This window comes from Candidatus Binatia bacterium, from assembly GCA_029243485.1.
Taxonomy (GTDB): domain Bacteria; phylum Desulfobacterota; class Binatia; order UBA12015; family UBA12015; genus VGTG01.
The window spans coordinates 84,340-104,897 of record JAQWRY010000011.1 but is presented as its reverse complement, the minus strand read 5'-3'; the positions used below and the strand labels follow the sequence as shown (position 1 = coordinate 104,897).

Below are 20,558 nucleotides of genomic sequence, written 5' to 3'. Positions count from 1 at the left end.
CACGAGCACCAGGTCCCCGATTCGGGTGGCCTGAGGCGTGTTAGCGTTGGGGCTCGGTTTCCTGTTGCTGGCAGACGTGGCGTCGGCCGAGCGCCTCCTGCCGGCGTCGGTTCTGAAGCGTCTGAAGTCCGGTGACCACACGTTCACCGTCGTTCCGGTCGGCGACGAGAAGTTCAAGAACAACCTGGGCGCAACCTACTGAGCTGCCTCGGAGGCGAACGAGAGTAAGTATGAACTCGACGTCGAGACGTATGGACTCAAGTCCAAGGAGACCGGCGAAGTTCCGGGGCATGTCTTCGGCAAGCCGTTCCCGAGGATTGATCCCGAGGATCCTATGGCGGCGTGCGGGATTGCATGGAACTTCTATCTCGGCAATCAGCTGGGCGGTGGGGTCGCCGCAGGTGGGGGACAAGGGCACGCGCCTCGATGTGCAGATTCCCTGCCTGAAGGCCGGCGGAGCTCAAGCGTCTCTTCGACATCGAGCACGGGAGCGTCTTGAAGAACTCCGGGCTGAACCTCGTGGTGGAGAACGTACGGTTTCCGGGCACTGGTGTGGCAGTCGCCGATGGCACCTAGGAACCCTTCGGAGCGACGTACCCGGCCGGCAACGCGATTGGCACTCGTACCGGATACTTTTTCTACGTCGTGGTGAAGGATGGCGACAGCTCGAAGGTGAGCGCGATCCGTCTCATGCTGCCGGCAAGTCTCATCTGGCGCACACGCTGAGTTTCCGATGACTGGGGGCGCACGAGAGTGTGTCCCCCGGTGCACGGCCCTAGTCGGCCTCGTTCATCTGTAGGAAGCCCCAGTCCTGCCGACGTCGGCCGACGGCGACGAGGGACCAGGCGCCGGCGCAGCGTATGATGCGATGCGCGTGCTCGGGTGGGAAGCGCCGCAGATGCGGTGCACGCATTTCACGGGCGACCAGGGTGCCGTCGGGGAGAAGAGTCTCTTCTTCGTAAGAGCCCCAGAAGAGGAACGACACGAACGTCCTGGGGTGGTTGTGCGGCTCCTCGGGGTCGTCGAAGCGGAAGCGGTGGAGGTAGAGGCGGCGCTCACCGAGTCGGGCTAGCACCCACCGGTCGAGGTAGGTGACGCCACGGCGGCCGATCGGCTCGTAGGCGAAGATCCGAGCGGCGAGGCGTCCGATCCGGCTCGAGGCCGAAACCTCAGGCGGATCCACCTCTTCTTTCGCGAACACCGGCATCCCTTAACCCCAAACGTGTGAGCATCGCCGGGGCAAACCCGGCTCCCGCCGCTGCAGGCGGCGACTCGCCAACGAGTGTACGTGAATTCCGGGATCACGCGAGTCTCTTTCGCGGCCTCGCCCGCCCCGCCCGCCCGATTGGCCCGGAGACCGGCCGCATGCCACCCTCCCCGGGGATGACTCGCCTTCGCTTCGCGTTGGAGGGCACGGCGACGGACTCCCAGGCCCGCGCCGGCCGCTTCCACACCCTCCACGGAGAGGTGCTGACGCCTATCTTCATGCCTGTTGGCACGCATGCGACGGTGAAGGGTCTTCACACCGACGAGCTCGAGGCGGCAGGGGCGCAGGTCCTCCTGGCCAACGCCTATCACCTGCTGCTGCGGCCGGGCCCCGAGGTGCTGGAGCGCATCGGCGGAATCCATCGCTTCATGGACTGGGGCGGCTCCGTTCTGACGGACTCGGGCGGCTTCCAGGTCTTCTCGCTGCCGAACGATCGCGAGATTACGGAGGAGGGTGCCGTTTTCCGAAGCTATCTCGATGGCACCGAGATCGTCCTGAGCCCGGAGCGCAGCATCGCGACGCAGCTCTCGATCGGAAGCGACATCATGATGGCGATGGATGAGTGCATCCCGTCGACGTCGGATCACGCGGCGGCCGTGGCGGCGATGCATCGCACGCACCGCTGGGCTAAGCGAAGTCTCGAGGCGCGTGGGGATGCGCCGTCGGCGCTGTTCGGAATCGTCCAGGGCGCGTGCTTCGATGACCTCCGGCGCGAGAGCGCCGAAACCCTGACCGCACTTCCGTTCGACGGCTTCGCGATCGGCGGCTTGGCGGTGGGAGAGACGAAGGACGAGCGCGAGAAGTTCACGTCCCTTACGAGCGCTCTGCTGCCGGAGAGTTATCCGCGGTACCTGATGGGTGTCGGCATGCCGATCGACCTCCTGGAGGCGGTGGACCGCGGCGTCGACATGTTCGACTGCATCATTCCGTCGATGCTTGCGAGGCAGGGCGTGACCTTCACCTCGGTCGGTCGCTTGGACGTCTATCGGGGCGTCTATAAGCTGGATGAGCGTCCGCTGGATCCAGATTGCTCGTGTCCGACCTGTGCGCGCTACACCCGCGCCTATCTCCATCACCTCATCAAGGCTAGTGAGACGCTCGGGTGGAGCCTCTTGAGCCTGCACAACCTTCACTTTTACCACCGTTTGATGGCGGACATGCGGCGGCACATCCTCGAGGGCACGTTCGCCGCGTTCCGGGACGAGCAGCGTCCTCTTCTCACGGCGACCGATCCGGAGCATCCGCCGCTCGTGTCCAAGCCCCGTCGTCGCCGGCTGGGTAAGGAGGCGCTGGATCGGTTCGAGGTTCGCGTCTCGGAGAAGGGATTCGCGAGCGTCGCGGACCGAACGTCCGGAGAGATCATGCACGCGGGCCTCGATCCCACGGTCGAGGCCCAGCAGTTGTACGTCGAGCAGGGACGGATCGCTCAGCGGCTCCGCGAGCCTACGACGGAGCCGCTCGTCGTCTGGGATGTCGGTCTCGGCGCCGCGCACAACGCGATGGCCGCGCTCCGCTGCTGCGAGGGGACCGGAGATCTAGAGCAGAGGCCCGTCCATCTCGTGAGCTTCGAGAACGATGCGGGCTCGCTGCGCCTCGCGCTGCGAAGCGCGCGACAGTTTCCTCACCTGCGCTGCGCCGCGCCGAACCTCCTCCTCCGGTTCGGCGAGTGGAAGTCGGAGCGGGTCCCCTTTGAGTGGAATCTCCTCGAGGGAGACTTCCTCACTCGCATTGAGGACGCCCCTATACCCGACTGTATCTTCTTCGATCCCTTCTCGGCGAAGACGGACGGGCCGCTGTGGACGCTGGCCTGTTTCGAGCACGTCTTCGCGGCCTGCGGGGAGCGCGACACCGAGCTCTTCACCTATTCGGCGTCCACCGCCGCGCGGACGGCGATGCTCGCCGCTGGCTTCTACGTCGGCGTGGGAGCCCCGACGGGGACACGCCCCGAGACCACACTCGCGATGACTCCCGCCGCCGTTGCGCACGTCGCCGAACGGAACCGCATGCTGCTGGGCTCGGCGTGGCTCGACCGCTGGCACCGGAGCCACGCCCGCTTCCCGAGTGACGTCGACGAAGCATCGGAGGCCGAAGTCGGCGGCCGCATCACGAGGCACCCGCAGTTTGGTTCGGGCGCCGTCTAAGCATTCTGCTCAGAGCGCGCCGGCCGCGGGCGCTGTCTCGCCGGTCGGCAGGTACCAGATCGGGGAGGACCAGGCTCTCTCCTGCAAGGTCTGCGGCAGGTCCGGTCGCGGTTCGACGCCGGCGCGGACCGCGTCCCAGGTCGACCAGCGGCACGTCGGGTTCTCGAGAGCGCGAACGTAGTAGAACGCGCGTTGCGCCGGGTCGAAGTCAGGGTCGGACCAGACGGCGCTAAGCTCGTCGCTGCCGGTGTCGGTCGAGATCTCGCAGGTGCTGATGTTGACCTTGGCTCCGTTGTCCGGGCAACGGTGCGTTTTCGGATCGGGCTTCGCGCCCTCGGAGCAAGCGATGTCGTAGACGCGTTCGTACGTCCCATCGGCGTCCGACCATCCCTTGATGATCTGCAGGCGCTGAAGGGGTGTGCCCTTGGGGTCGCGCGTCGCCCACGCCAGGAAGCTCGGTCGGTCGATTCCCTTCGCCGGCAGGTCGGCGCCCATCGTCACGCCACGTGCGTACGCTTGGCTGACGACGTCGTGGGCGTTGAGTAGGTCCTCGTCCAGGTCGAAGCCGGCGAAGAAGCGCACGCGCATCCGCGGGCCGGAGGTCGCGAAGGTCTCTTTGCGGCGGAACGCGTCGTAGATCGCCGCGCGCGTGTTCTCTTCCGCCCAGACGGCCGCGAGCCCGGAGGCGCCGTATGTTGCGGTCGCGCTCCAGCCGTACTCTCGTCCATCCAATTCCTTCACGAGATTCGGTTGCGCCCACTTCGCGGCCATCGATTCGAAGAAGCCCAAGGGTACGGAGCCGCGGAGCTGTGGGGTGCTGTCGAGGATTCCGACCTTCGAGAAGAAGTTGGATTCGTCGTCCGAGATCGCGCCTGTATGCGTATCGCTCGAGCCGATGAAGCCGAATTTGTAGGGGTTTTCGACACCGCGCTCCTCGAGAAAGAGTCCGCGCCGGAGCGCATCGCGCACATAGCTGCCAGGAGGCGCGCTGGGCAGCATCGTGGCGACTCGGTAGGGCATGATCTCGAAGTCGGCCCATTCGTCGGAGTCGGATAGGGCGGGATGCGTGTCCGATGTTCCCTTCACCTGCGTGATCTCAACAAGAGGTTCGTTGCGCGCGCGTTGCTCCGCGTACGTGTCATCGAGGGGATCGCCCGCCCAATCGACGAGCTTGAACATCTGGCCGTTCGAGCCGTTGGAGTTGTGCGGGATCGCCAGGCTCTCGATGCCCTGTTCGCGGAGGCCGTCCATCCAGTCCCACAGGCCTTCGGGGTTCTGCGAATGAAACCGGGAGAACGGGACCGCGGGAAGGTGGTCGCTGTCTTTGAAGATCACGTTGCGGTGGAGGTTGCCGCGGTCGTCGGACGACGACGTGTACTCGTACGCGACGAACGTCGTGAACTCTCCGGGTTCATTGAAGTGCTCGGCCGCGTCGATGGTGTCCTGCCACGCGCTCTTCGTGACCCGAGCGGCGATCTCTTTGTCGACCGATCCGTCCGCGAGCCCGGTGAGCACGTTGGGGATGAAGGTTCCGAAGGTCTTGATCCGCTGCGGCACGCTCAGAAGGCTCATGTTGTCGGGGGCGTTGAGGTCGTGGAGTGGCTCAGACAGCGGCAGCTTCGAGAACTCGGTGGATGTGTCGGCGGCCGCGCGAACGAGGCCGAGGAACATCGCGTGGTCGGTAACCGCATAGAAATCGAGGGGCTCGCGGAGCTTCACGTTGAAGCCGCCCGGGTGCAGAAGGCCCTCGCCCTTCGCGTATCGGTAGGCGTCGGACGGCATCGCGGTAGTCCCGAAGGCGTACGCGTCAAAGGAGTAGGCGGTATGGACGTGCAGGTCTCCGAAGAACGCTTCCCGGTCACGGTTCGGCCCCGTCGGAACCTCGACGATCTCGTCGCTGATCGGAAACTGCTGTCTCGGGAACCGGCCCTGGTCACTGGGCTCCTCGGTGGTCATGGGGTCGACCGTGAGCGCGTCGGTGTCCGCGTCGCGGTCGGAACATCCAGAGGCGACGATCAGCAGGGCTGCCAGTATCGGCATGATGACTCGAATTTTCATTCCGTTTCCCCTTCGCAATGCGGCATGTCCGTGTGTCAGACTGTCCAGATGATCTACCAGGGAATCAAGCTGCGTCGCGTCACTGGCAGCCTGGGGGCCGAGGTCTCCGGCGTGAATCTCGGCGCGCTGGACGACGCCACATTCGGGGAGATTCACCAGGCCCTGCTCGAGAACGAGGTGATCTTCTTCCGGGATTCCGGGCTCGACGACGAGGCGCAGATGGCGTTCGCGCACCGCTTCGGTCAGCCCAGCGTCTTCCCGTTGCTGAAGCTCATGGGTGCGACCGGCCCCACGTTCCAGGTGATCGAAGACGGTCCGGACAGCCCGAACGAGGCGGACTACTGGCACACCGACGTTACGTGGACCACGGAGCCGCCGAAGGTCGCTCTCCTGCGCGCAGGGGTCGTTCCTGAGGTGGGCGGCGACACGATGTGGGGTTCGATGACGACGGCGTACGAGGCGCTTTCGTCGACCATGCAGGAGTTGCTCGCCGGTCTCGAGGTGGTGCACGACAACGAGTCGTTCATCGAGGCGGCCAGCCGTAAGATGGGCGACTCGGAAGAGGCGCGTAAACTCCTGGATGAATTGCGAGAGAAGTACCCGCCGGTCACGCATCCGCTCGTTCGCACGCATCCGGAGACCGGACGGCGAGCCCTCCTGTGGGGTGGCGACTTCATGCGTCGAATCGATGGCATGACGGACGACGAGAGCACTGCGATGCTCGCGTTCCTGCGTCGACACATCGAGCAGTCACGCTTTCATTGCCGGTGGTCGTGGCAGTCGGGCGACCTCGCGATCTGGGACGAGCGCTCGACGGTGCACCGGGTCGTGAACGACCACTTCCCACAGCGCCGGAGCGTCCATCGGTGTGTGGTCGACGGTGACCGGCCGTTCTTCGATCCCGCGCGTCGCGTAGCCTCTATAGGGCACTCTGCGGCCGCGGTTCGGAACCGTGCAGGCATGCCCGGCCTGCCTGGAATGCGGGGGTAGGGGGGCGCTCGACGCCCACGAACCCGCGTGAATGCGAGGGATCTGCGAGGCCTCTTGGCGTGGGTCTTGCGACATCGCAAGTTGGTCTGTTTGACCAAAGGCTACCGGTGCACCCTAGCCCTGCTTCACGGCCCCGACTCCTATGAAACAACTCCTCGCCGTACTTCTCCTTCTGATGTCCTGCGTCTTCGCCGGCCCGGTGATCTCGCTCGCGGACGAACCCGAGCTGGATGACTTGCTCGTCGAGCCCGCAGTGATCGAGCTCGGTCCCGGGGAAGAGGCCGATCTCAAAGTGACCGGGCTCTACGACGACGGCTCGACGGCCGACCTCACGGGGGCCGTCTCGTTCGATAGTGAAGACGAAGACGTGGTGATCGTCGTCGGCTCGACCGTGATCGCGGTGGGCGACGGCGACACGGAGATCCGCGTGGAGCACCTCCCCACGGGCGTGCGCACCGACGATCCGCCGCAAGTAACCGTGTGGGAGATCCTGGAACTCACGATCGCACCGACGGCCGTGACGATCGAGGTAGGGGAAGACGTGCGCCTCAGCGCGCTCGCAGAGCTGGAAGACGGTCGGATGGGCTTCGACGTCACGGGCGTGGTCGAATGGGAGTCCAGTGAGGAGGCTGTCGCCGTCGTTTCGAACGGACTCGTCGATGGACTTTCGGCCGGAGAGGCCGACATCCAGGTCCGCGATCCGGCTTCGGGAACGGAGTCGGAGGACGACGCGGCGGTGGTGACCGTCGAACCGGCCCCCGACCCGAATGCGGAGCTGTTGGAGGTGATCGCGTCGCCGGAGGCGGCGGCGGCGCTCATCGGCGACGTCGTCGCACTCACCGTTCTCGGCGAGTTCGACGATGACACGATCCGCGACATCACGTCCGAGGTAACGTATCAGAGCAACCGTCCGGCGATCGCGTCGGTGGACAGCGCGGGGCGCGTGTACGCGCTGTCGCCCGGCACCGCGAGCATCCGAGTGGACCACGTCCCCTCGGGGCGGTCGACGTCCGATCGTCCGGAGATCTGGGTCGGAGAGATGGAGCAGCTCCACCTCAGCCCGGCGAGCGCCCAGTTGATGATCGCACAAGAGCTTCCTCTGGCCGCGCTCGCAACCTTCGACAATGGCCTGGGTGCGGACGTGTCCGAGGAAGTGCTCTGGTCGTCGGATCAGGCTTCTGTCGCCGTCGTCTCGGGCGTCGCGGGGACGCGCGGCCGGGTGACCGGGATGTTTCCCGGCACTGCGAATATCTCCGCCGTGCATGGGGTGACGGGCATTGCCTCCCCGGTAAGTGAAGGGGAGATCACGGTCTTGGCTCCCACGCCGACGCCGGGGCCGTCCGCGACGCCGACACCGGAGTTCACCCCGTTTGTCGAACAGATCCGGGATCTGGTGTTCGATCCGGCCATCGTTCGTCTTCTGCCGGGCGACAGTGCACCGCTTCTCGTCACCGCCGTCCATCACGACGGCTCGATGACGGACGTGACCGACCGCGTCGTGCTCCGCGTTCGGAATCGCGGCGTGGCGACGATCGATTCGGGCGTGGTTACGGCTTGGGCGGAAGGACGTACGACCGTGCATGCGCACGATCCGCTGTCGGGTCGGAGCGGACGGATGAAGGGTCGCATCGAGGTCACGCGGATGCTCCGGCTCCGGATCTCGCCGGCGAGGACGAGCCTCCTCGTGGGAGAGCAGGGCCCGTTCACGGCGCTTGCGGACTTCGATGACGGCCAGACGAACGTCGACGTCACCGCGCGCGTCGTGTGGGACGTCGCATCCGGAGCCGGCATCGGGGAGGTCGACGACGGCATCAACAAGGGACTCGCGACCGGACTGTCCGATGGCCTCGCCGTCCTTCGCGTGGTTGATCCTGTCTCCGGCATGAGCTCCGATGCGACTACCGGGCGCCTGGCCATCGGTTCGGCTCCGGTCGAGGATCCGGCCGAACTGGTGGGGCTGCGGTTCGACCCAAGCCACCTCGTCGTCGCGAAGCGGGCTGACCAGGTGTTCTCGGTGGAGGGCGTGCTGGTCGACGGCTCCACCGTTCCGATTCCGATCGGAGATCTTCAGCTTCGGTCCGCTCAACGCCGCGTGGCGCATGCTCGAGCGAGCGGGCTCGTTCGCGGTCGTCGCCCCGGGATTGCGACGATCGAAGTGGTGCATCCGGCAACGGGAGTCACGGCGTGGCTGCCCGTCACGGTGCGTTCGCACCAGCGGATCGTCGTCGATCCGGCGTCAAACGTCGTCGAGGTCGGGCAGGTGATCGATCTTGGCGCGACCGCGACCTATAACGACGGAACGGGGCCCTTCGACGAAACGGCGACTCTTCGCTGGCGGTCGCTGGATCCCGATCTCGCAGAGCTCGATGGAGATGTGCCGGGCAGGGTGATCGCTCGCGCGGAGGGCATCGCGATCATCGAAGCGAGTGATCGGGGATCGCGAACCCGTTCCGACGCGAAGAGCGGTGTGGTCCACGTCGTGACGGGGCTCGTGTCCGTCTCGGTGGAGCCGCGCGCCGTCGCACTCTCGGTTGCGGGCACGCAGGTGTTCCAGGCGCTCGGTCACTATTCGGACGGGAGCGTGGTCGATCTGACCAGTGAGGTGGATTGGTCCGTCGGCTCGACGGCCGTGGCGTCGATCGCTCGCGGCGCTCTTGTCCGGGCGAATGCCGACGGCGACACGCGGGTGATCGCCACCCATCGGGATACGGGCATCGCGTCGGTGGGTCTCGAGCGCGCGGTCGTTGTCGTGGGTCGTACGCTCGTCGGGTTCCAGGTGTCCCCGGAGCCGGGGTTGCGCGAAAGTCCGCGTCGGAGTCTCCTCGATGCGGGGCAGACCGCCCGATTGTACGGACTCGGGCTTCTTGACGGGGGCGGGGTCGTGGATCGCACGGACGATCTTCTCTGGTTCTCGACGAATCCGACGGCGGTGGCGGTTACGCAGTCGGGCCTCGTCACCTGCCGTTCGATCGGTTCCTCCAGCATCTTTGTGATCGATCCCGCTCCGCTGCTCACGTCGACGGACACGTTGGGCGACACGACCGTGAGGTGCCACGCCGCTTCCGTCGCACGCATCGAGGTTCGTCCAAAAAAGGCGAACGTCGACTATCCCGACGGCCGGAATCTGCGCTCGTTCCGGATCTATACCGACGGCCACGAGGTCGACGTCACTGCGAAATCCCAGTGGACGTCGGGAGACCCCGCGGCGCTTAGCGTCGAGTCGACGGGGCCGAACGGGGGCCGGGTGACCGGGCTCGACGACGGGATCGTCACGGTGACGGCATACGACGTGGCCTTCGGCTTCAGTGCCGAGGGCGTCATCACCGCGCGCAAAGTTCGGGTCGACCTGAGGATCTTCGAGAGCGTCCCCGAGGCCGACAAGGATGGCGTGTTCCGAGGCCAGGTGGGCGAGCCGTTGAAACTGAAGGCGCGCGTCGAGTACGCCTCCGGGGCAACGCAGGGGGTGAACCAGATTCCCACGTGGACGTCGTCGAACCCGGCCGTCCTTGCGATGGGCGCCGACGCGGGGCTCCAGCCGAACTGGGGGCAGATGGTGGGCGTCGGCACCGCGACGATCACGGCGACGTGGCCCGCGGACGAGTTTTCCGCCGAGCTGACGGACATCGTCGAAATAGAGGTCGAGCCTTGAACGGTGCTGGCTTCCGGTTCCGGTCACGCTTTCCGTGCGCTGACGATCCATAGAGGGTCGGCGCCTGTGGGTGAGTGATCGGTGGTTTCGATGTCAGTGAACCGTCCGGCCTGCTCGAAGCATTTTTCGACGAGTCGGGGGCGCTCGCTCGGCGGCAGGGCCTGCCAGGCATGGATGGCCTTGGTCGGGAACACGCGGTGCGACACCGCGACGAGAATGGTCCCGGCGGGCCGAAGTTTTTTCGCGATCGAGAAGAACACCGTGACCGGCTGCGTGAGGTACTGCGCCGAGAAGGCGCTGATCGCGAAGTCGAACGACTCGTCTTCGTAGGGGAGCGTCGGCGCGGCGTTGAGGTCATGGACCAGGCGGTCGGTGAGTCTAGGGTTCTCACCGAGTTCGACTGCGTTCATGCCCTGCCCGGCGACCCGTTCGTAGTCGATATCCGAAGGGAGGTGCGAGATCCACGACGACATGAAGTCGAGGATCGATGCGCCGGCCGGGATCCTATCGCGGTACACCTTCGTGAGTGCGGCGATCGTGGCATCGTCGACGTGGGTGACCAGGCGCGGTTGCTGGTAGAACCTACGATCGTCCGATTCGTCGGACCTGCGAACGAGGTGAGGTGCGAGCTCCGAGGGATCGCTCACGATCGGGTCGCTCACGTCAGCATGGGAACGAGCGCTGCCTGGCTCGTTCCCTCCGCGGCGAGGAGCTTGCCGTCACTCTGGACCGGCGCGGTCAGCGCATCGACAAGCCGGCCGAGGCGCTCTGGTTCGATTTCCACCTTAACCGCTCGCCCGGCCGGGACCGGTCGATGGAATCGGGTGGAGAAGCTCAGGGGGCGGGGGTGTTCCGCGGCTCCGGAGACCGCGACCAGGCTTGCGGCGGCAACGAATCCGCCGAAGGCCGTTGCGGGAAAGCCCTCCCAGACATCCGAGACCGTAAGAGTTCCGGCGGTCGGGTCGAACGCCTCCCGTAGTTCCGCTTCGAAGTCGATCACCGCAGCGATTCATATGCGGTGGGGCTTTCTTCGGTCAAGATTGGCGTCGGGTTCAACCTTTTGCTTCCTTCGCGCGTCTGAGATTCATGAAGCTCAGCGTATCGGCGGCAGAGGCTTCGCAGTCGCGGCCGCCCACGGCGCTTCCCGCCATGAAACGCAATGCATCCGTACCGTTTTCGACGAAGCTCCTCTACGGAAGTGGCTCGCTCGCCGTCGGTGCGAAGAACGCCGTCTTCGACATCTTCCTGCTGTACTACGAGACCAACGTTCTGGGCTTGCCCGGAGCCATGGCGGGCTTGTCGGTGTTTCTCACGATGTGCGTCGATGCGGTGAGCGATCCGCTGATGGGTTCCATCTCCGATCACTTCCGCTCTCGCTTCGGGCGGCGTCATCTCTTCATGTACATGGCGGCACTTCCTGTCGCGCTGAGTCTCTACGGCCTTCTGAGTCCTCCCGAAGGTCTCGGTACGGCCGGTCTGTTCGTCTGGCTCACGGTCCTGTCGATCGCGGTCCGGCTCTCGCTCACCCTGTACCAGGTGCCGAGCGACGCTCTCGCTCCTGAGTTGACGGATGACTACGACGAGCGCACCACGATCGCCGGCCTGCGGGCTCTCTTCGAGTTCGGTGGGACCGTCGGCTTGGCGCTCGTGGCGTGGACGATGTTCTTTCCGAACTTCGAAGGCGGCCGCAACGATCCGCAGGCGTACGTCTCGGTCGCGACGGCAGCAGCGGTGATGGCGTTCGTTGCGATCCTCGTCTGCACGGTAGGAACGCACAACCTGATTCCAAGCCTGCGGAAGCCCCAGTCGTCGTTCAGTTCGACGCGGTTGGTGAGTGATCTGCGCGAGGCGTGGGGGAACCATTCGTATCGGATGATCCTGATCGCCACGATGATCGGCGCGATCGGAATGGGGTTCGACGAGGCCTTCCGCCTGTACATGACGACGTACTTCTGGGAGTTCGACGATTCCGATCAGGCGGTCCTGCTGGGCATGGTCGTTCTTGCAGTACCGGTCGCGGTCGTTGCGGCCCGACAGATCAGCCTGTTCCTCGACAAACGACGCGCCGCGACCGGGCTCATGGCCTTCGCGATCGTCTTCTCGCCGCTGCCGATCTTCGCGCGATTTCTCCATATCCTCCCGGAGAACGGCGATCCGCGGCTTCTGCCGATCATCGCCGGCCATGCGGCGATCAGCCTCGGTAGCTTCCTGGCGCTGATGATCCTCATGCGGTCGATGATTCAGGACTCCGTCGACGAGAACGAACTGATCACGGGCGAGCGTCAGGAAGGGGTGTTCGTCGCGGCGATCGCGTTCGCAGGGAAGGCGGTCTCCGGCGTAGGGAATCTTCTCGGCGGCATCACGCTGCAACTCATCGCGTTCCCGGCCCGGGCGATTCCGGGGACGGTGCCGCAGAACAAGGTCGACCTGCTGGGTTGGGCCGTCGGCCCGTGGATCATCGTGCTCAATCTGGTCGCGCTGTCGTTCCTGCGAAAGTATCCGATCACGCGCGAGCGGTACCGGGAGATCGTGGCGGAGCTGTCGCGCCGCAAGGCTCTCAAGTGATTGCGGCGATGGCGTCCAGGTCCTGAACTGCGGCGACGGTCCGCGCGATGTTCTCGGTCGTAATCTCGACGCCGTAGTTCGCCGGCGGGCAGATCAGCCATCCGATCACGAGCCCCCACAGGGACGCCTTTCGGCACAGGAGCCAGGCCTCTTCGGCCTCGGGAGGGTCGGTGACGCCGGCGGCGCGGAGTCGGTCGAGGTAGTGTTCGAGGAGCGAGCGCTGGTGGGTGCGGCGGACCTCCGTCGCGAGCCCGGTCACCATCAGGTAGATCACGTCGTGGGCGAAGCAGCCTCGCGTCAGAAGCTGGAAGTCGAGGAGTCCGCCACGCTCGCCAGGCAGGAGATATGTGTTCCCGATGTGTGGGTCGCCATGAAGTAGGGTCGGGGGCAGAGCGGTCTGCTCCTCCCGAACGCGGGTCAGCAGCTCCCAGAGCTCGGAGACCGATCGTCCGAGCGGCGCGATGAGCTCCTGCTTGAACGGATGCTGATCCACCTGGCTCTGCACGAATTCGCGGCCGAACTTCGTGAAGATGTCGGCCATCCCACCCTGCATCGGCGTGGGGACCCACGCGAGATCGGTGCGGAGGCGTGGGCTGCGCCAGAAGCGAGCGTGGACCGTGGCGAGCTGCGTGAGCAGGGATTCGATCTCGGGCAGCGTGACGGTGTCGAGGGCATTCGGGAAGCGCGCGTCGCGCTTCTCGAGGTCTTCCATGAGAAGTCCGAACGAGCCCGACTCGGGTGCGAAGTGACAACCGAATGCCTGTGGCATCTCCGCGTCGAGGCCTGGTCGAATCTCGTCGTAGAAGCGGACCTCCGTCTCGTACATCTCCGGCGGGGCGTGTGGGCCGACGAGCATCGTCTTCAGGATCAATCTGGTCGGGAGCCCCGGCGGTGAGCCGGCGCCATACGTGAGTTCGAGCACGACTCGGTCTGCGGTGGAGGCGACCCCTTCTCCGGCGTGCTTCGTGACCACGACCTCGAAGCCGTCGACGATCACACCGGGGGTTCGGGCCGAGAGAACGGCGGTCAGGAGGTCGGTCCTCAGCTCCTCTACGCTCGTCGGGAAGGAGATGGGTCCAGTCATTTGCCACCGCTGGCTGCTTGGCGCACGAGATCGGCAAACCGACCACCGACGATGTACTTGGTTCGTTCGATGCGCTCCGCGAAGCGCCAGCCGGCCGCCGTGCGGACATAGCGGTCCTCGTAGATCGCGCCGACGTCCATCAGCTCTTCTGTTCCCTCGAAGTCGACGCCGTGTCGGGCGAGGACGTGCAGAGTCCCCCGAGCGGCGTCTGCCTTCTCGAAAACCACGGTGTGCGTCGACATGGAGTGCAGGCTCCATTTGAAGGCGGCCATCGCCTGCGGCATCCAGGCCCCGAGCTCGGCGGGGGTTCCGGCGATGCCGCCGGCTTCGCGATAGTCGATCCGGGCATCCGGAGTGAAAAGCGCTCCGAATCGCGGCCAGTCGTGTCCGTCTACCGCGTCCGCGTAGGCGTTGGTCAGGTCTTGGATCTCCCACCGATCGACCACCCGGTCGCCGGACATCCGCTCGATACCCGTCATGATCTCGCTGTTACCCGTCTCCCGCTCCGCTGTCGACAGAATCGAGCTCGATCGGGACACTGCCTGGGCCGAGGAGTGCAGGCCCGCTGCCCGCTCCGTTCAGCCCAACGCCGAGAAAGCCGGAATCGGGCTTGTGTCCGGCGGTGGGGCGGTCCCATCGGTGCTGTAGCTCAAAGTTAGTATACGGCCGTTGCCAGAGCCACTCCCGGTTCCCGATCGCATGCAGGAGGTGCAGGTCAGTGGACCAAGCCTTGAACGTTGGCCGGTCGCGATCGTAGAGCGCGAGGGCGCGCCCTGCGTAGTCCATCCAGGTGCGTGGCCCGTCGGAGTAACAGATGTTTCGGGGAGTGAAGACCGACGCCCGAAGCGCCGGAATCCCGCCCAAGCGCGGTTCTTCCAGCCGAGCTTCGATGACCAGATCCGGCGTTCCATCGGTCGCGTTCGCGCGGAAGAACGTGAAGTCACGCTCGATGCGTCCGAGGACCTCTTAGTCCTTGGCGGTGATGCGAACACCGACGCCGTACAAGTCGAGGTGGAGTGCCGGATCGGTCGTCGTGGGGCGCGGAGGCGCAGCGCTCAGCCGAAGATCTTGCCGAAGAACGCGCTCATGTCGGCCCACGAGCGGGCATCGGCGTCTGCGTCGTACTTGAGCGGCATGCCGTACTTCTCGCCGGCCGCGGTCGCGTCGGAATTCGAGAAGCTGTGGAAGGCGCCGGGGTACGCTTCGAAGCGGTAGTCGGCCCCGGCGGCGTCCATCTCCGCCTTGAACGCGGCGACGTCTTCCTCTGGCACGAGGGCGTCCGCGGCACCGTGGCAGACCAGGACCTTCGCCTGCACGCTTCCCGGCGCCGGCTTGTGGAACGAGCCGAGCGAGCCGTGGAAGCTCGTGACGCCCGCCAGGGGCAGACCGATACGGGCGGCATGAAGAACGACCGCGCCGCCGAAGCAGTAGCCGATCGCTGCGATCTTCGAGCCGTCGACCCCGGGCCGGGCCTTGAGTGCATCGACGGCGGCCTGGAAGCGTTGCTCTAGGGCAGGGACGTCGCCGAGGGCGGCCGACATGAGGCCGTTGGCTTCCTCGGGGTTGGCGGCGGTCTGGCCACCGCCGTACATGTCGACGGCGAGAGCCTCGTAGCCCAGCGCGGCAAGCTGCTGCGCGCGGCCTTTGACGTAGTCGTTCAGCCCCCACCATTCGTGCACGACGAGGACGCCGGGACGCGGAGTGCTTCCCGTTCCAGTTTCGGCCCAACCGATCAGCTCGGTTCCACCTGCATTGTATTTGATCGTTTCGCCGCTCGTTGCCATGGGGGGCTCCTTTTCGATTCGATGGGGACGCGCCGGGTCTATTTCGTCGAGAACCGGACTTGGGGTTCGGTGCCTGCGTACTGTTCCGTGAGGAACTACGCTACGCCGCTTCCCCGTGGAGGTGCCGCTTGAAGAACGAGACCACGTACAGGTTGGTGAGACCGGTGGCCTCGGTGATCGAAAGGACGTCGGGGCCGCAGGTCGTGGTGTACGGTTCGAGAAGTGTTTCGGCGCCGACGTCCGCCGCGCCACCGATGAGGAGTGTGGGTACGACGATGCTCTCCAACGGTTCGCGGGAGAAGCCGGCGTTCGGTCCCGTTTGCGTGCCTTGGTGGAGATCGCCGTCGGTCACGGCCGAGATCGGAGCGATCGCAGCCACTCGGGGGTCTGGAGCCGCGCCGACCCATCCCGCGGCCATACCGACCGCGGTCATCGCGCCGTCGCCGCAAGCGGCGAGGCCGACGACGAATGCACAGAGAAGGAATGCGGATGGGATCCAGTTCTTGCCCACGTGGTGGGCATACCGCAGCCCGGGGCCCGCCTCCAGCCGGCACCTGCGGCGGCATCGCGTCGGCCCGCCATCTCCATCCTTGCGGTATGGCTTCCGAAGACGCCCCGCAGTAGCTGGCTCAGGCGCTCGCCGTCCAAGCCGAAGAGGACGAAATCACGGTGAGCGGTTGCTCGATTCACCGGATGGCGTGGGGGGAGGGGGCCAGCCGGGGTTCGTCCTGATTCACGGCGGCCGCGTTGCGCTGATTCGATCGGAGTTCGGCCTCGTCACCGCGCAGGTAGGTGCCATCATGTACGACGCGTTGGGTCGTGTTGCCCCGGTGGTCGAGATCTCGCTCGCCGGCCATCACATGATGCTCGATCAGCCGCTCTCATTGGTGACGGCGCTGCGGTCTCTGCTTGCCGAATGGGAACACTCGGCTCCGTTCCCGCGCCAGCACATCGTTCGGCGGTGACGCCCAGGTCGGGCGATCAGCGTGGTTGGGTTCGCTCGGTCACGGGTTTGCCGAGGAAGTCGTCGTTGATTGAGATGCGGACGTGTCCGGACGCCCCTTCCTGGCCTTCCGTTCTGAGCTCAGAGCGCTTGTCGGCGTAGTAGGTTTCCCGGAAGTCGCCCTTCGAGGCGCTGTTGTAGGTGAGGTACATAAGCCGACGCGGTGCCTTCGAGCCGTTCGTACCGCTCTTGTGCGGGGCGTAGGAGTCGAAAAACACCAGATCGCCCGGCATGGCTTCGAGCGGCTCCCACCGGGCCCCGCTCAGCCACGTCTCGTCAATGCGGCCGGCGGCGTTGGGAAGCAGCCCCTCGTCGTAGCCCGGCGCGAAGTACAGGCACCCGCTCTCGATGGTCGACGGGTCTATCGGAACCATGCACGAGATGTGGTGGTCGATGAACCGGTAGGCCGGCGCGTCTTGATGCGGAGCGAAGCCGCCCCCTCCGGGGTACTTGAAGTTGATCTTCTCCTTGAACAACACGGCGGGCTCGCCGAACAACTCCTCGAGGACGCGAGCGATTACGCCGTCGCGCATGAAGGCCGACAGCCCCGCGTGATACGGATCGAAGTCTTCGGAGCGCGCGAGTCGTTCCTCCCCGTCGATGTCCTCGGTGTGGTGCAGCCCCGGTTCCTTCGGAATCGACCAGGAGGCAACCTCCTCGACCCACCGCGTGAGTTCCTGGACCGTCTCCGGACCGAGCTCGCCCGGCAGCGAGAAATACCCGTGCGTCTTCCACTGTTCTTGCTGCGCTGCGTTCAGGAGTCCCATCGGATGATGCCTCATCGTATAGCAAGGCGAGACGAGATTGCCCTGCCGGCGGTGTCGAGGCGTTCGGCGGGGCTGATGGGTACGACCCGGGCACGGTAATGCCCCCCGTGCCCGACCGAAATCAAAACGAGTTTCCGAAAGCACCCGTCACGAGAGTGACGAGTAAAGAAATCGTCGAGATTAAGGAACGTCCCCACTCAAGGAACGGTTCTACTCAACGAACCGTCAGGACTTCGACGCGGAAGTTGGAGCGCAACTCTGCGAGGCTTACTTGGAGGAATTCCTCGAAGTCGTCCCAAGCAAGGGTCGCGTAGATCTCCTGGGACTCGGGGAGGTTTTAGTCGGACAGGAGTTGGCGGAAGCCGGCGTTGGTGCCGAAGAGGACGTGGGCGGTGTCGTGGCAGCGGAAGAACTCTTGGGCCTGCGGGGAGAGGCCGCGGCCCCTGGTGAGGTCGTCGCGGCTCGCGTGGTACCCGGCGAGGCCGTCGGCGAGAGTCATCGTGCTCGCGCCGTTCTGGAAGTCGTGAAGCATGGTTCTCTCCCGTCGAAGGCCGGCTCTCCCGCAGCCGACCCGGGGTTCGCCTCTCAATGAGTCGCGGGGACGACCGGGATCAGCAGGTGCGAGTCGTACCGTCCACCCAAGTAGATCACGTGGACCCCGCGATTGGTACGCGCATCCTTGCGAAAGGGCGGCGAGGGCACGATCTCCGTGGGAGACACGATGAGTTCGATTCCCTCGCCGGCGGCGAAGAACGTGCTGCTCGCGTTCAGCGCGATCTCGACGGATACGATCTGTCCCGCCTGGAGCTTCTCATCCTGGTCGTTCTTTAGGACCGGTTCCCACCTCGTCGACTGCGCCCGGTCGAGCTTGCGTCGGGAAACGGCCAGCAGACCCCGCGTCATGATGTCGGCGTGGTTCCCGACAGAGCCGTAGAAGCGGACCTTCTGCCCGTGGCCGTCGATTTTCTCGACCCCCGCGAAGAGGATCATGTCGTCCGGTGTCGGTTCGGTCCCGTCGGAGCGCGCCTCGACCCACAGTCGGAGCTTCATGTAGCCGGTGAGCTCGGTGTCTTCGGTGAACGCGAAGCGTAGGCGAAGTTGGCCCGTCCGAGCGTCGTAGATCAGCTCGGACTCCTTCGGCACGGCGGCCTCCGTCAGTTCCTCGCTTGCCAGGTAGAGCCGGCGGTACGACGTGCGTGCGATCGGCCACTCTTGCTCCTCACGAACTTCGTGGATGGTCTCGCGCGACGAGCGGATTTCGAGCCGGACGGGCGCCTGGTCGAGGAACCCGTTCTCGGTGTCGTCCTTCAGGAAGCAATCGAAGAAGGCGCGCGTAAGTCCCAGAACTTCGTCTGAGTAGTACGAGTCCCACTTCAGGCGGCGATGCGTGTAGAGCCACTTCTGAGCCGAGCGTGCCTTTCGAAAGGCGCGGAGGCTCCCGCGGGAGTGCAGCCCCTGATCGGAGAAGCTCGCGCAGATCAGCATCGGGAGGTCGATCGCTTCCAGGGCGGGGACCTTCGCGCGCCAGTAGTCGTCGTAGAATGGATGGGCCTCTGCGACTTCCTGCGGCAGGTGGCCCTCGCTCGCGCCGAACTCTTCGACGCTGCAGTTGATCGTCGGTCGCACCTCGGTGTGCCACCAGAAGACGGGAAAGCCGGTCTCGGCAACCCCTCCTTCGCGGAACATGTCCTGGAAGAGGTTCGAGATGCCCTCCCATGGACTGATTGCGCGCAGACACGACGGAACGCCGCGCGAGGTCTGGCCGGCGGCCACGGCGTACTGGCTGATCGCGAGGTAGCTCACGCCGCTTAGCCCGACCTTGCCGGTGCACCACTCGCGAGTCCCCACCCAGTCGATCGCCTCGCCGAACGCCTCGGTCTGCGACGCCGAGAAGAGCGTCGGTCGGCCGCCGCTGTTCGCGTAGCCGGGCATGTTCATGTTGACCACGGCGTAGCCCGCGCGCACCCAAAAGTTGGGATCGGGCGCCTCCCAGCTCGTCAGCGTCGAAAAGGTGGGCGCGTCTTCCTGCGGGATGAGCCGGTACTGCTGCGGGGGGCCGCCGAGGGGCGTCTTCCCGAGCGCCGGAATCAAGTGGTTGTCGTAAGGATGCGCGCACATCACGACCGGCACCTTCTCGCCGCGGGCGGCCGCACTCTTCGAACGGAACACGTTCGCGGTGACGTGCGTGCCATCGGCGAGCGGGATTCGGACGTCCCATTCGCAGAGGATGTCGGGGTCCGGGTCGGTCAGGTGGCACTGAGGCCGGAAGAGTCGGCCCGAGGTGATCGCGTTTTGGAGAATTGGCCAGACGGCGCCGGCCATCTCCACGAGTTCCCCGAGGCTGGGCGCGCTCACTTCGTCTTCGCGGTGTCGTCGGCGCGCTTCTTCGCGCGCGCGGAGGCGTCGCGCCACAGGGTGTCGGCATCGGCGCCCAGCGAGTGGCCGATGAGTCCCGTCAGTCGCTCTCGATACTCCTCGACCGACGTGATCTCGTGCTCCTGCTTCTCGTTGTCGACGGCTTCGATCCACGTGATGTCGCGAAGGGCGCGAAATCCACCCGGCGTGCGGCGAATCACCAGCGCGAAGATGCGGAAGATCGAATCGTCCTCGGTCTGGAGCATCGTGCACACCTTCTGGAACGACGGCAGTTCGCGGGGCTCTTCGGTGAAGTCGCACGAGAGCGCCAGGCCGGTCTGGTGGTTGTGAAAGCGCCACCACGGGCCGTCGAGGCGCTCCAGTCGGAACTCGAGTGGTCCCTCCGACCAGCTGCGTTCCTCGAGAGGGAACGGTTCGCTCGGCCCGTCCCCGAGTCCGACGTCGACCACCCACCGGCGGTCGAGATCCGCGAAGGCGATCAGGTGGTTGTCGTCCGCGTCGTCGCCGATCAGCGCTCGGCCGGCGGCTGCGGACGCACGGGTGATATCGAAGCCCATCTCGCGCAGCGCCCAGGTGAGCAGTCCGTTCATCTCGTAGCACCAGCCACCGCGTCGCCTCGTGACGATCTTCTGGACGAAGTCGGCTTCGACGAGGGTGTTCTCGCCTCCGAGATGGATCGCGAGGTTCTCGTACGGCACCGCGTCCATGTGGGCGCGGTGAACGCCGATGAGCGTCTCCAGGGTGGGGCTCGTCGGGCCGGTGTAGGCGATTCGTTCGAGGTACGCGTCGACGGACATGGTGCTCCTCCTTACGCCAAGAGCGGTCGAAGAACCATGTCCGTCGGTAGGGTCATCGAGTGCTTCACGCTGTGAGC

The 20,558-nt window shown here is 65.6% G+C and carries 18 protein-coding genes and 1 pseudogene; 6 read left to right on the top strand and 13 right to left on the bottom strand.

Annotation, left to right across the window (positions count from 1 at the left end; genetic code table 11):
- The first annotated feature begins 46 nt into the window (after nucleotides 1–46).
- Nucleotides 47–202: a hypothetical protein gene (locus P8R42_05905; GenBank protein MDG2304180.1), complete on the top strand. Its 156-nt coding sequence runs from the start codon at nucleotides 47–49 to the stop codon at nucleotides 200–202.
- A 573-nt stretch (nucleotides 203–775) separates the two neighbouring features.
- Here P8R42_05905 and P8R42_05900 read toward each other — a convergent pair.
- Nucleotides 776–1,201, bottom strand: a complete 426-nt coding sequence (locus P8R42_05900) for a hypothetical protein (GenBank protein ID MDG2304179.1) — start codon at nucleotides 1,199–1,201, stop codon at nucleotides 776–778.
- 164 nt (nucleotides 1,202–1,365) lie between these two features.
- Between P8R42_05900 and tgt the strand changes: the two genes are divergently transcribed.
- Complete coding sequence (gene tgt / locus P8R42_05895) at nucleotides 1,366–3,408, top strand: tRNA guanosine(34) transglycosylase Tgt (GenBank protein MDG2304178.1); 2,043 nt, start codon at nucleotides 1,366–1,368, stop codon at nucleotides 3,406–3,408.
- A 9-nt stretch (nucleotides 3,409–3,417) separates the two neighbouring features.
- Here the strand turns inward: tgt and P8R42_05890 are convergent, their stop codons facing one another.
- Complete coding sequence (locus P8R42_05890) at nucleotides 3,418–5,466, bottom strand: DUF3604 domain-containing protein (GenBank protein ID MDG2304177.1); 2,049 nt, start codon at nucleotides 5,464–5,466, stop codon at nucleotides 3,418–3,420.
- A gap of 48 nt (nucleotides 5,467–5,514) precedes the next feature.
- On the opposite strand from P8R42_05890, the gene P8R42_05885 reads away from it, so the two are divergent.
- Together P8R42_05885 and P8R42_05880 are read left to right on the top strand one after the other, a co-directional pair.
- Nucleotides 5,515–6,456 carry a TauD/TfdA family dioxygenase gene (locus tag P8R42_05885; GenBank protein ID MDG2304176.1) on the top strand — a complete coding sequence of 314 codons (942 nt, stop codon included), beginning with the start codon at nucleotides 5,515–5,517 and terminating at the stop codon, nucleotides 6,454–6,456.
- A 142-nt stretch (nucleotides 6,457–6,598) separates the two neighbouring features.
- The gene (locus P8R42_05880) at nucleotides 6,599–10,105 is read left to right on the top strand and encodes an Ig-like domain-containing protein (GenBank protein MDG2304175.1); all 3,507 of its coding nucleotides are present in this window, start codon (nucleotides 6,599–6,601) and stop codon (nucleotides 10,103–10,105) included.
- Between the two features lie 23 nt (nucleotides 10,106–10,128).
- On the opposite strand, the gene P8R42_05875 is transcribed toward P8R42_05880, so the two are convergent.
- Together P8R42_05875 and P8R42_05870 are read right to left on the bottom strand one after the other, a co-directional pair.
- Entirely contained in the window at nucleotides 10,129–10,767 is a 639-nt protein-coding gene (locus P8R42_05875; protein ID MDG2304174.1) for a methyltransferase domain-containing protein, read from the bottom strand.
- On the bottom strand, nucleotides 10,764–11,105 hold the full coding sequence (locus tag P8R42_05870; protein ID MDG2304173.1) for a thioesterase family protein: 342 nt from the start codon (nucleotides 11,103–11,105) through the stop codon (nucleotides 10,764–10,766). Before P8R42_05870 ends, P8R42_05875 begins: the two co-directional genes overlap by 4 nt.
- An 86-nt stretch (nucleotides 11,106–11,191) precedes the next feature.
- On the opposite strand from P8R42_05870, the gene P8R42_05865 reads away from it, so the two are divergent.
- Complete coding sequence (locus P8R42_05865) at nucleotides 11,192–12,670, top strand: MFS transporter (GenBank protein ID MDG2304172.1); 1,479 nt, start codon at nucleotides 11,192–11,194, stop codon at nucleotides 12,668–12,670.
- Here the strand turns inward: P8R42_05865 and P8R42_05860 are convergent.
- From P8R42_05860 to P8R42_05840, 5 genes are all read right to left on the bottom strand, one after another.
- Nucleotides 12,663–13,754 (bottom strand): phosphotransferase, encoded by a 1,092-nt coding sequence (locus P8R42_05860; GenBank protein MDG2304171.1) that lies wholly within the window; start codon nucleotides 13,752–13,754, stop codon nucleotides 12,663–12,665. The two genes, P8R42_05865 and P8R42_05860, sit on opposite strands and share 8 nt — an antisense overlap.
- Entirely contained in the window at nucleotides 13,751–14,233 is a 483-nt protein-coding gene (locus P8R42_05855) for a nuclear transport factor 2 family protein (GenBank protein MDG2304170.1), read from the bottom strand. The genes P8R42_05860 and P8R42_05855 overlap by 4 nt, the downstream gene beginning before the upstream one ends.
- Before the next feature lie 10 nt (nucleotides 14,234–14,243).
- Complete coding sequence (locus P8R42_05850; protein ID MDG2304169.1) at nucleotides 14,244–14,618, bottom strand: hypothetical protein; 375 nt, start codon at nucleotides 14,616–14,618, stop codon at nucleotides 14,244–14,246.
- A 191-nt stretch (nucleotides 14,619–14,809) separates the two neighbouring features.
- Nucleotides 14,810–15,538: a dienelactone hydrolase family protein gene (locus tag P8R42_05845; GenBank protein MDG2304168.1), complete on the bottom strand. Its 729-nt coding sequence runs from the start codon at nucleotides 15,536–15,538 to the stop codon at nucleotides 14,810–14,812.
- Nucleotides 15,539–15,638: 100 nt separating this feature from the next.
- A complete protein-coding gene (locus tag P8R42_05840; protein ID MDG2304167.1) occupies nucleotides 15,639–16,049 on the bottom strand; it encodes a hypothetical protein in 411 nt (136 codons plus the stop codon).
- A 232-nt stretch (nucleotides 16,050–16,281) separates the two neighbouring features.
- Here P8R42_05840 and P8R42_05835 point away from each other — a divergent pair.
- Nucleotides 16,282–16,503, top strand: a pseudogene (locus P8R42_05835) (alpha/beta hydrolase).
- 16 nt (nucleotides 16,504–16,519) lie between these two features.
- Here P8R42_05835 and P8R42_05830 read toward each other — a convergent pair.
- From P8R42_05830 to P8R42_05815, 4 genes are all read right to left on the bottom strand, one after another.
- Entirely contained in the window at nucleotides 16,520–17,308 is a 789-nt protein-coding gene (locus P8R42_05830; protein MDG2304166.1) for a phytanoyl-CoA dioxygenase family protein, read from the bottom strand.
- A 337-nt stretch (nucleotides 17,309–17,645) separates the two neighbouring features.
- The gene (locus tag P8R42_05825) at nucleotides 17,646–17,840 is read right to left on the bottom strand and encodes a hypothetical protein (GenBank protein MDG2304165.1); all 195 of its coding nucleotides are present in this window, start codon (nucleotides 17,838–17,840) and stop codon (nucleotides 17,646–17,648) included.
- Between the two features lie 53 nt (nucleotides 17,841–17,893).
- Nucleotides 17,894–19,663 (bottom strand): CocE/NonD family hydrolase, encoded by a 1,770-nt coding sequence (locus P8R42_05820; GenBank protein ID MDG2304164.1) that lies wholly within the window; start codon nucleotides 19,661–19,663, stop codon nucleotides 17,894–17,896.
- Nucleotides 19,660–20,481 carry an arylamine N-acetyltransferase gene (locus tag P8R42_05815; GenBank protein ID MDG2304163.1) on the bottom strand — a complete coding sequence of 274 codons (822 nt, stop codon included), beginning with the start codon at nucleotides 20,479–20,481 and terminating at the stop codon, nucleotides 19,660–19,662. Before P8R42_05815 ends, P8R42_05820 begins: the two co-directional genes overlap by 4 nt.
- Between the last annotated feature and the right edge of the window lie 77 nt (nucleotides 20,482–20,558).

What these genes read in the sequence shown, in the direction of transcription:
- tgt (MDG2304178.1), top strand. Translation starts at nt 1,366, where the DNA reads ATGCCACCCTCCCCGGGGATGACTCGCCTTCGCTTCGCGTTGGAGGGC.
- P8R42_05890 (MDG2304177.1), bottom strand. Translation starts at nt 5,466, where the DNA reads ATGAAAATTCGAGTCATCATGCCGATACTGGCAGCCCTGCTGATCGTC.
- P8R42_05885 (MDG2304176.1), top strand. Translation starts at nt 5,515, where the DNA reads ATGATCTACCAGGGAATCAAGCTGCGTCGCGTCACTGGCAGCCTGGGG.
- P8R42_05880 (MDG2304175.1), top strand. Translation starts at nt 6,599, where the DNA reads ATGAAACAACTCCTCGCCGTACTTCTCCTTCTGATGTCCTGCGTCTTC.
- P8R42_05865 (MDG2304172.1), top strand. Translation starts at nt 11,192, where the DNA reads ATGAAGCTCAGCGTATCGGCGGCAGAGGCTTCGCAGTCGCGGCCGCCC.
- P8R42_05860 (MDG2304171.1), bottom strand. Translation starts at nt 13,754, where the DNA reads ATGACTGGACCCATCTCCTTCCCGACGAGCGTAGAGGAGCTGAGGACC.
- P8R42_05855 (MDG2304170.1), bottom strand. Translation starts at nt 14,233, where the DNA reads ATGACGGGTATCGAGCGGATGTCCGGCGACCGGGTGGTCGATCGGTGG.
- P8R42_05845 (MDG2304168.1), bottom strand. Translation starts at nt 15,538, where the DNA reads ATGGCAACGAGCGGCGAAACGATCAAATACAATGCAGGTGGAACCGAG.
- P8R42_05830 (MDG2304166.1), bottom strand. Translation starts at nt 17,308, where the DNA reads ATGGGACTCCTGAACGCAGCGCAGCAAGAACAGTGGAAGACGCACGGG.
- P8R42_05825 (MDG2304165.1), bottom strand. Translation starts at nt 17,840, where the DNA reads ATGCTTCACGACTTCCAGAACGGCGCGAGCACGATGACTCTCGCCGAC.
- P8R42_05815 (MDG2304163.1), bottom strand. Translation starts at nt 20,481, where the DNA reads ATGTCCGTCGACGCGTACCTCGAACGAATCGCCTACACCGGCCCGACG.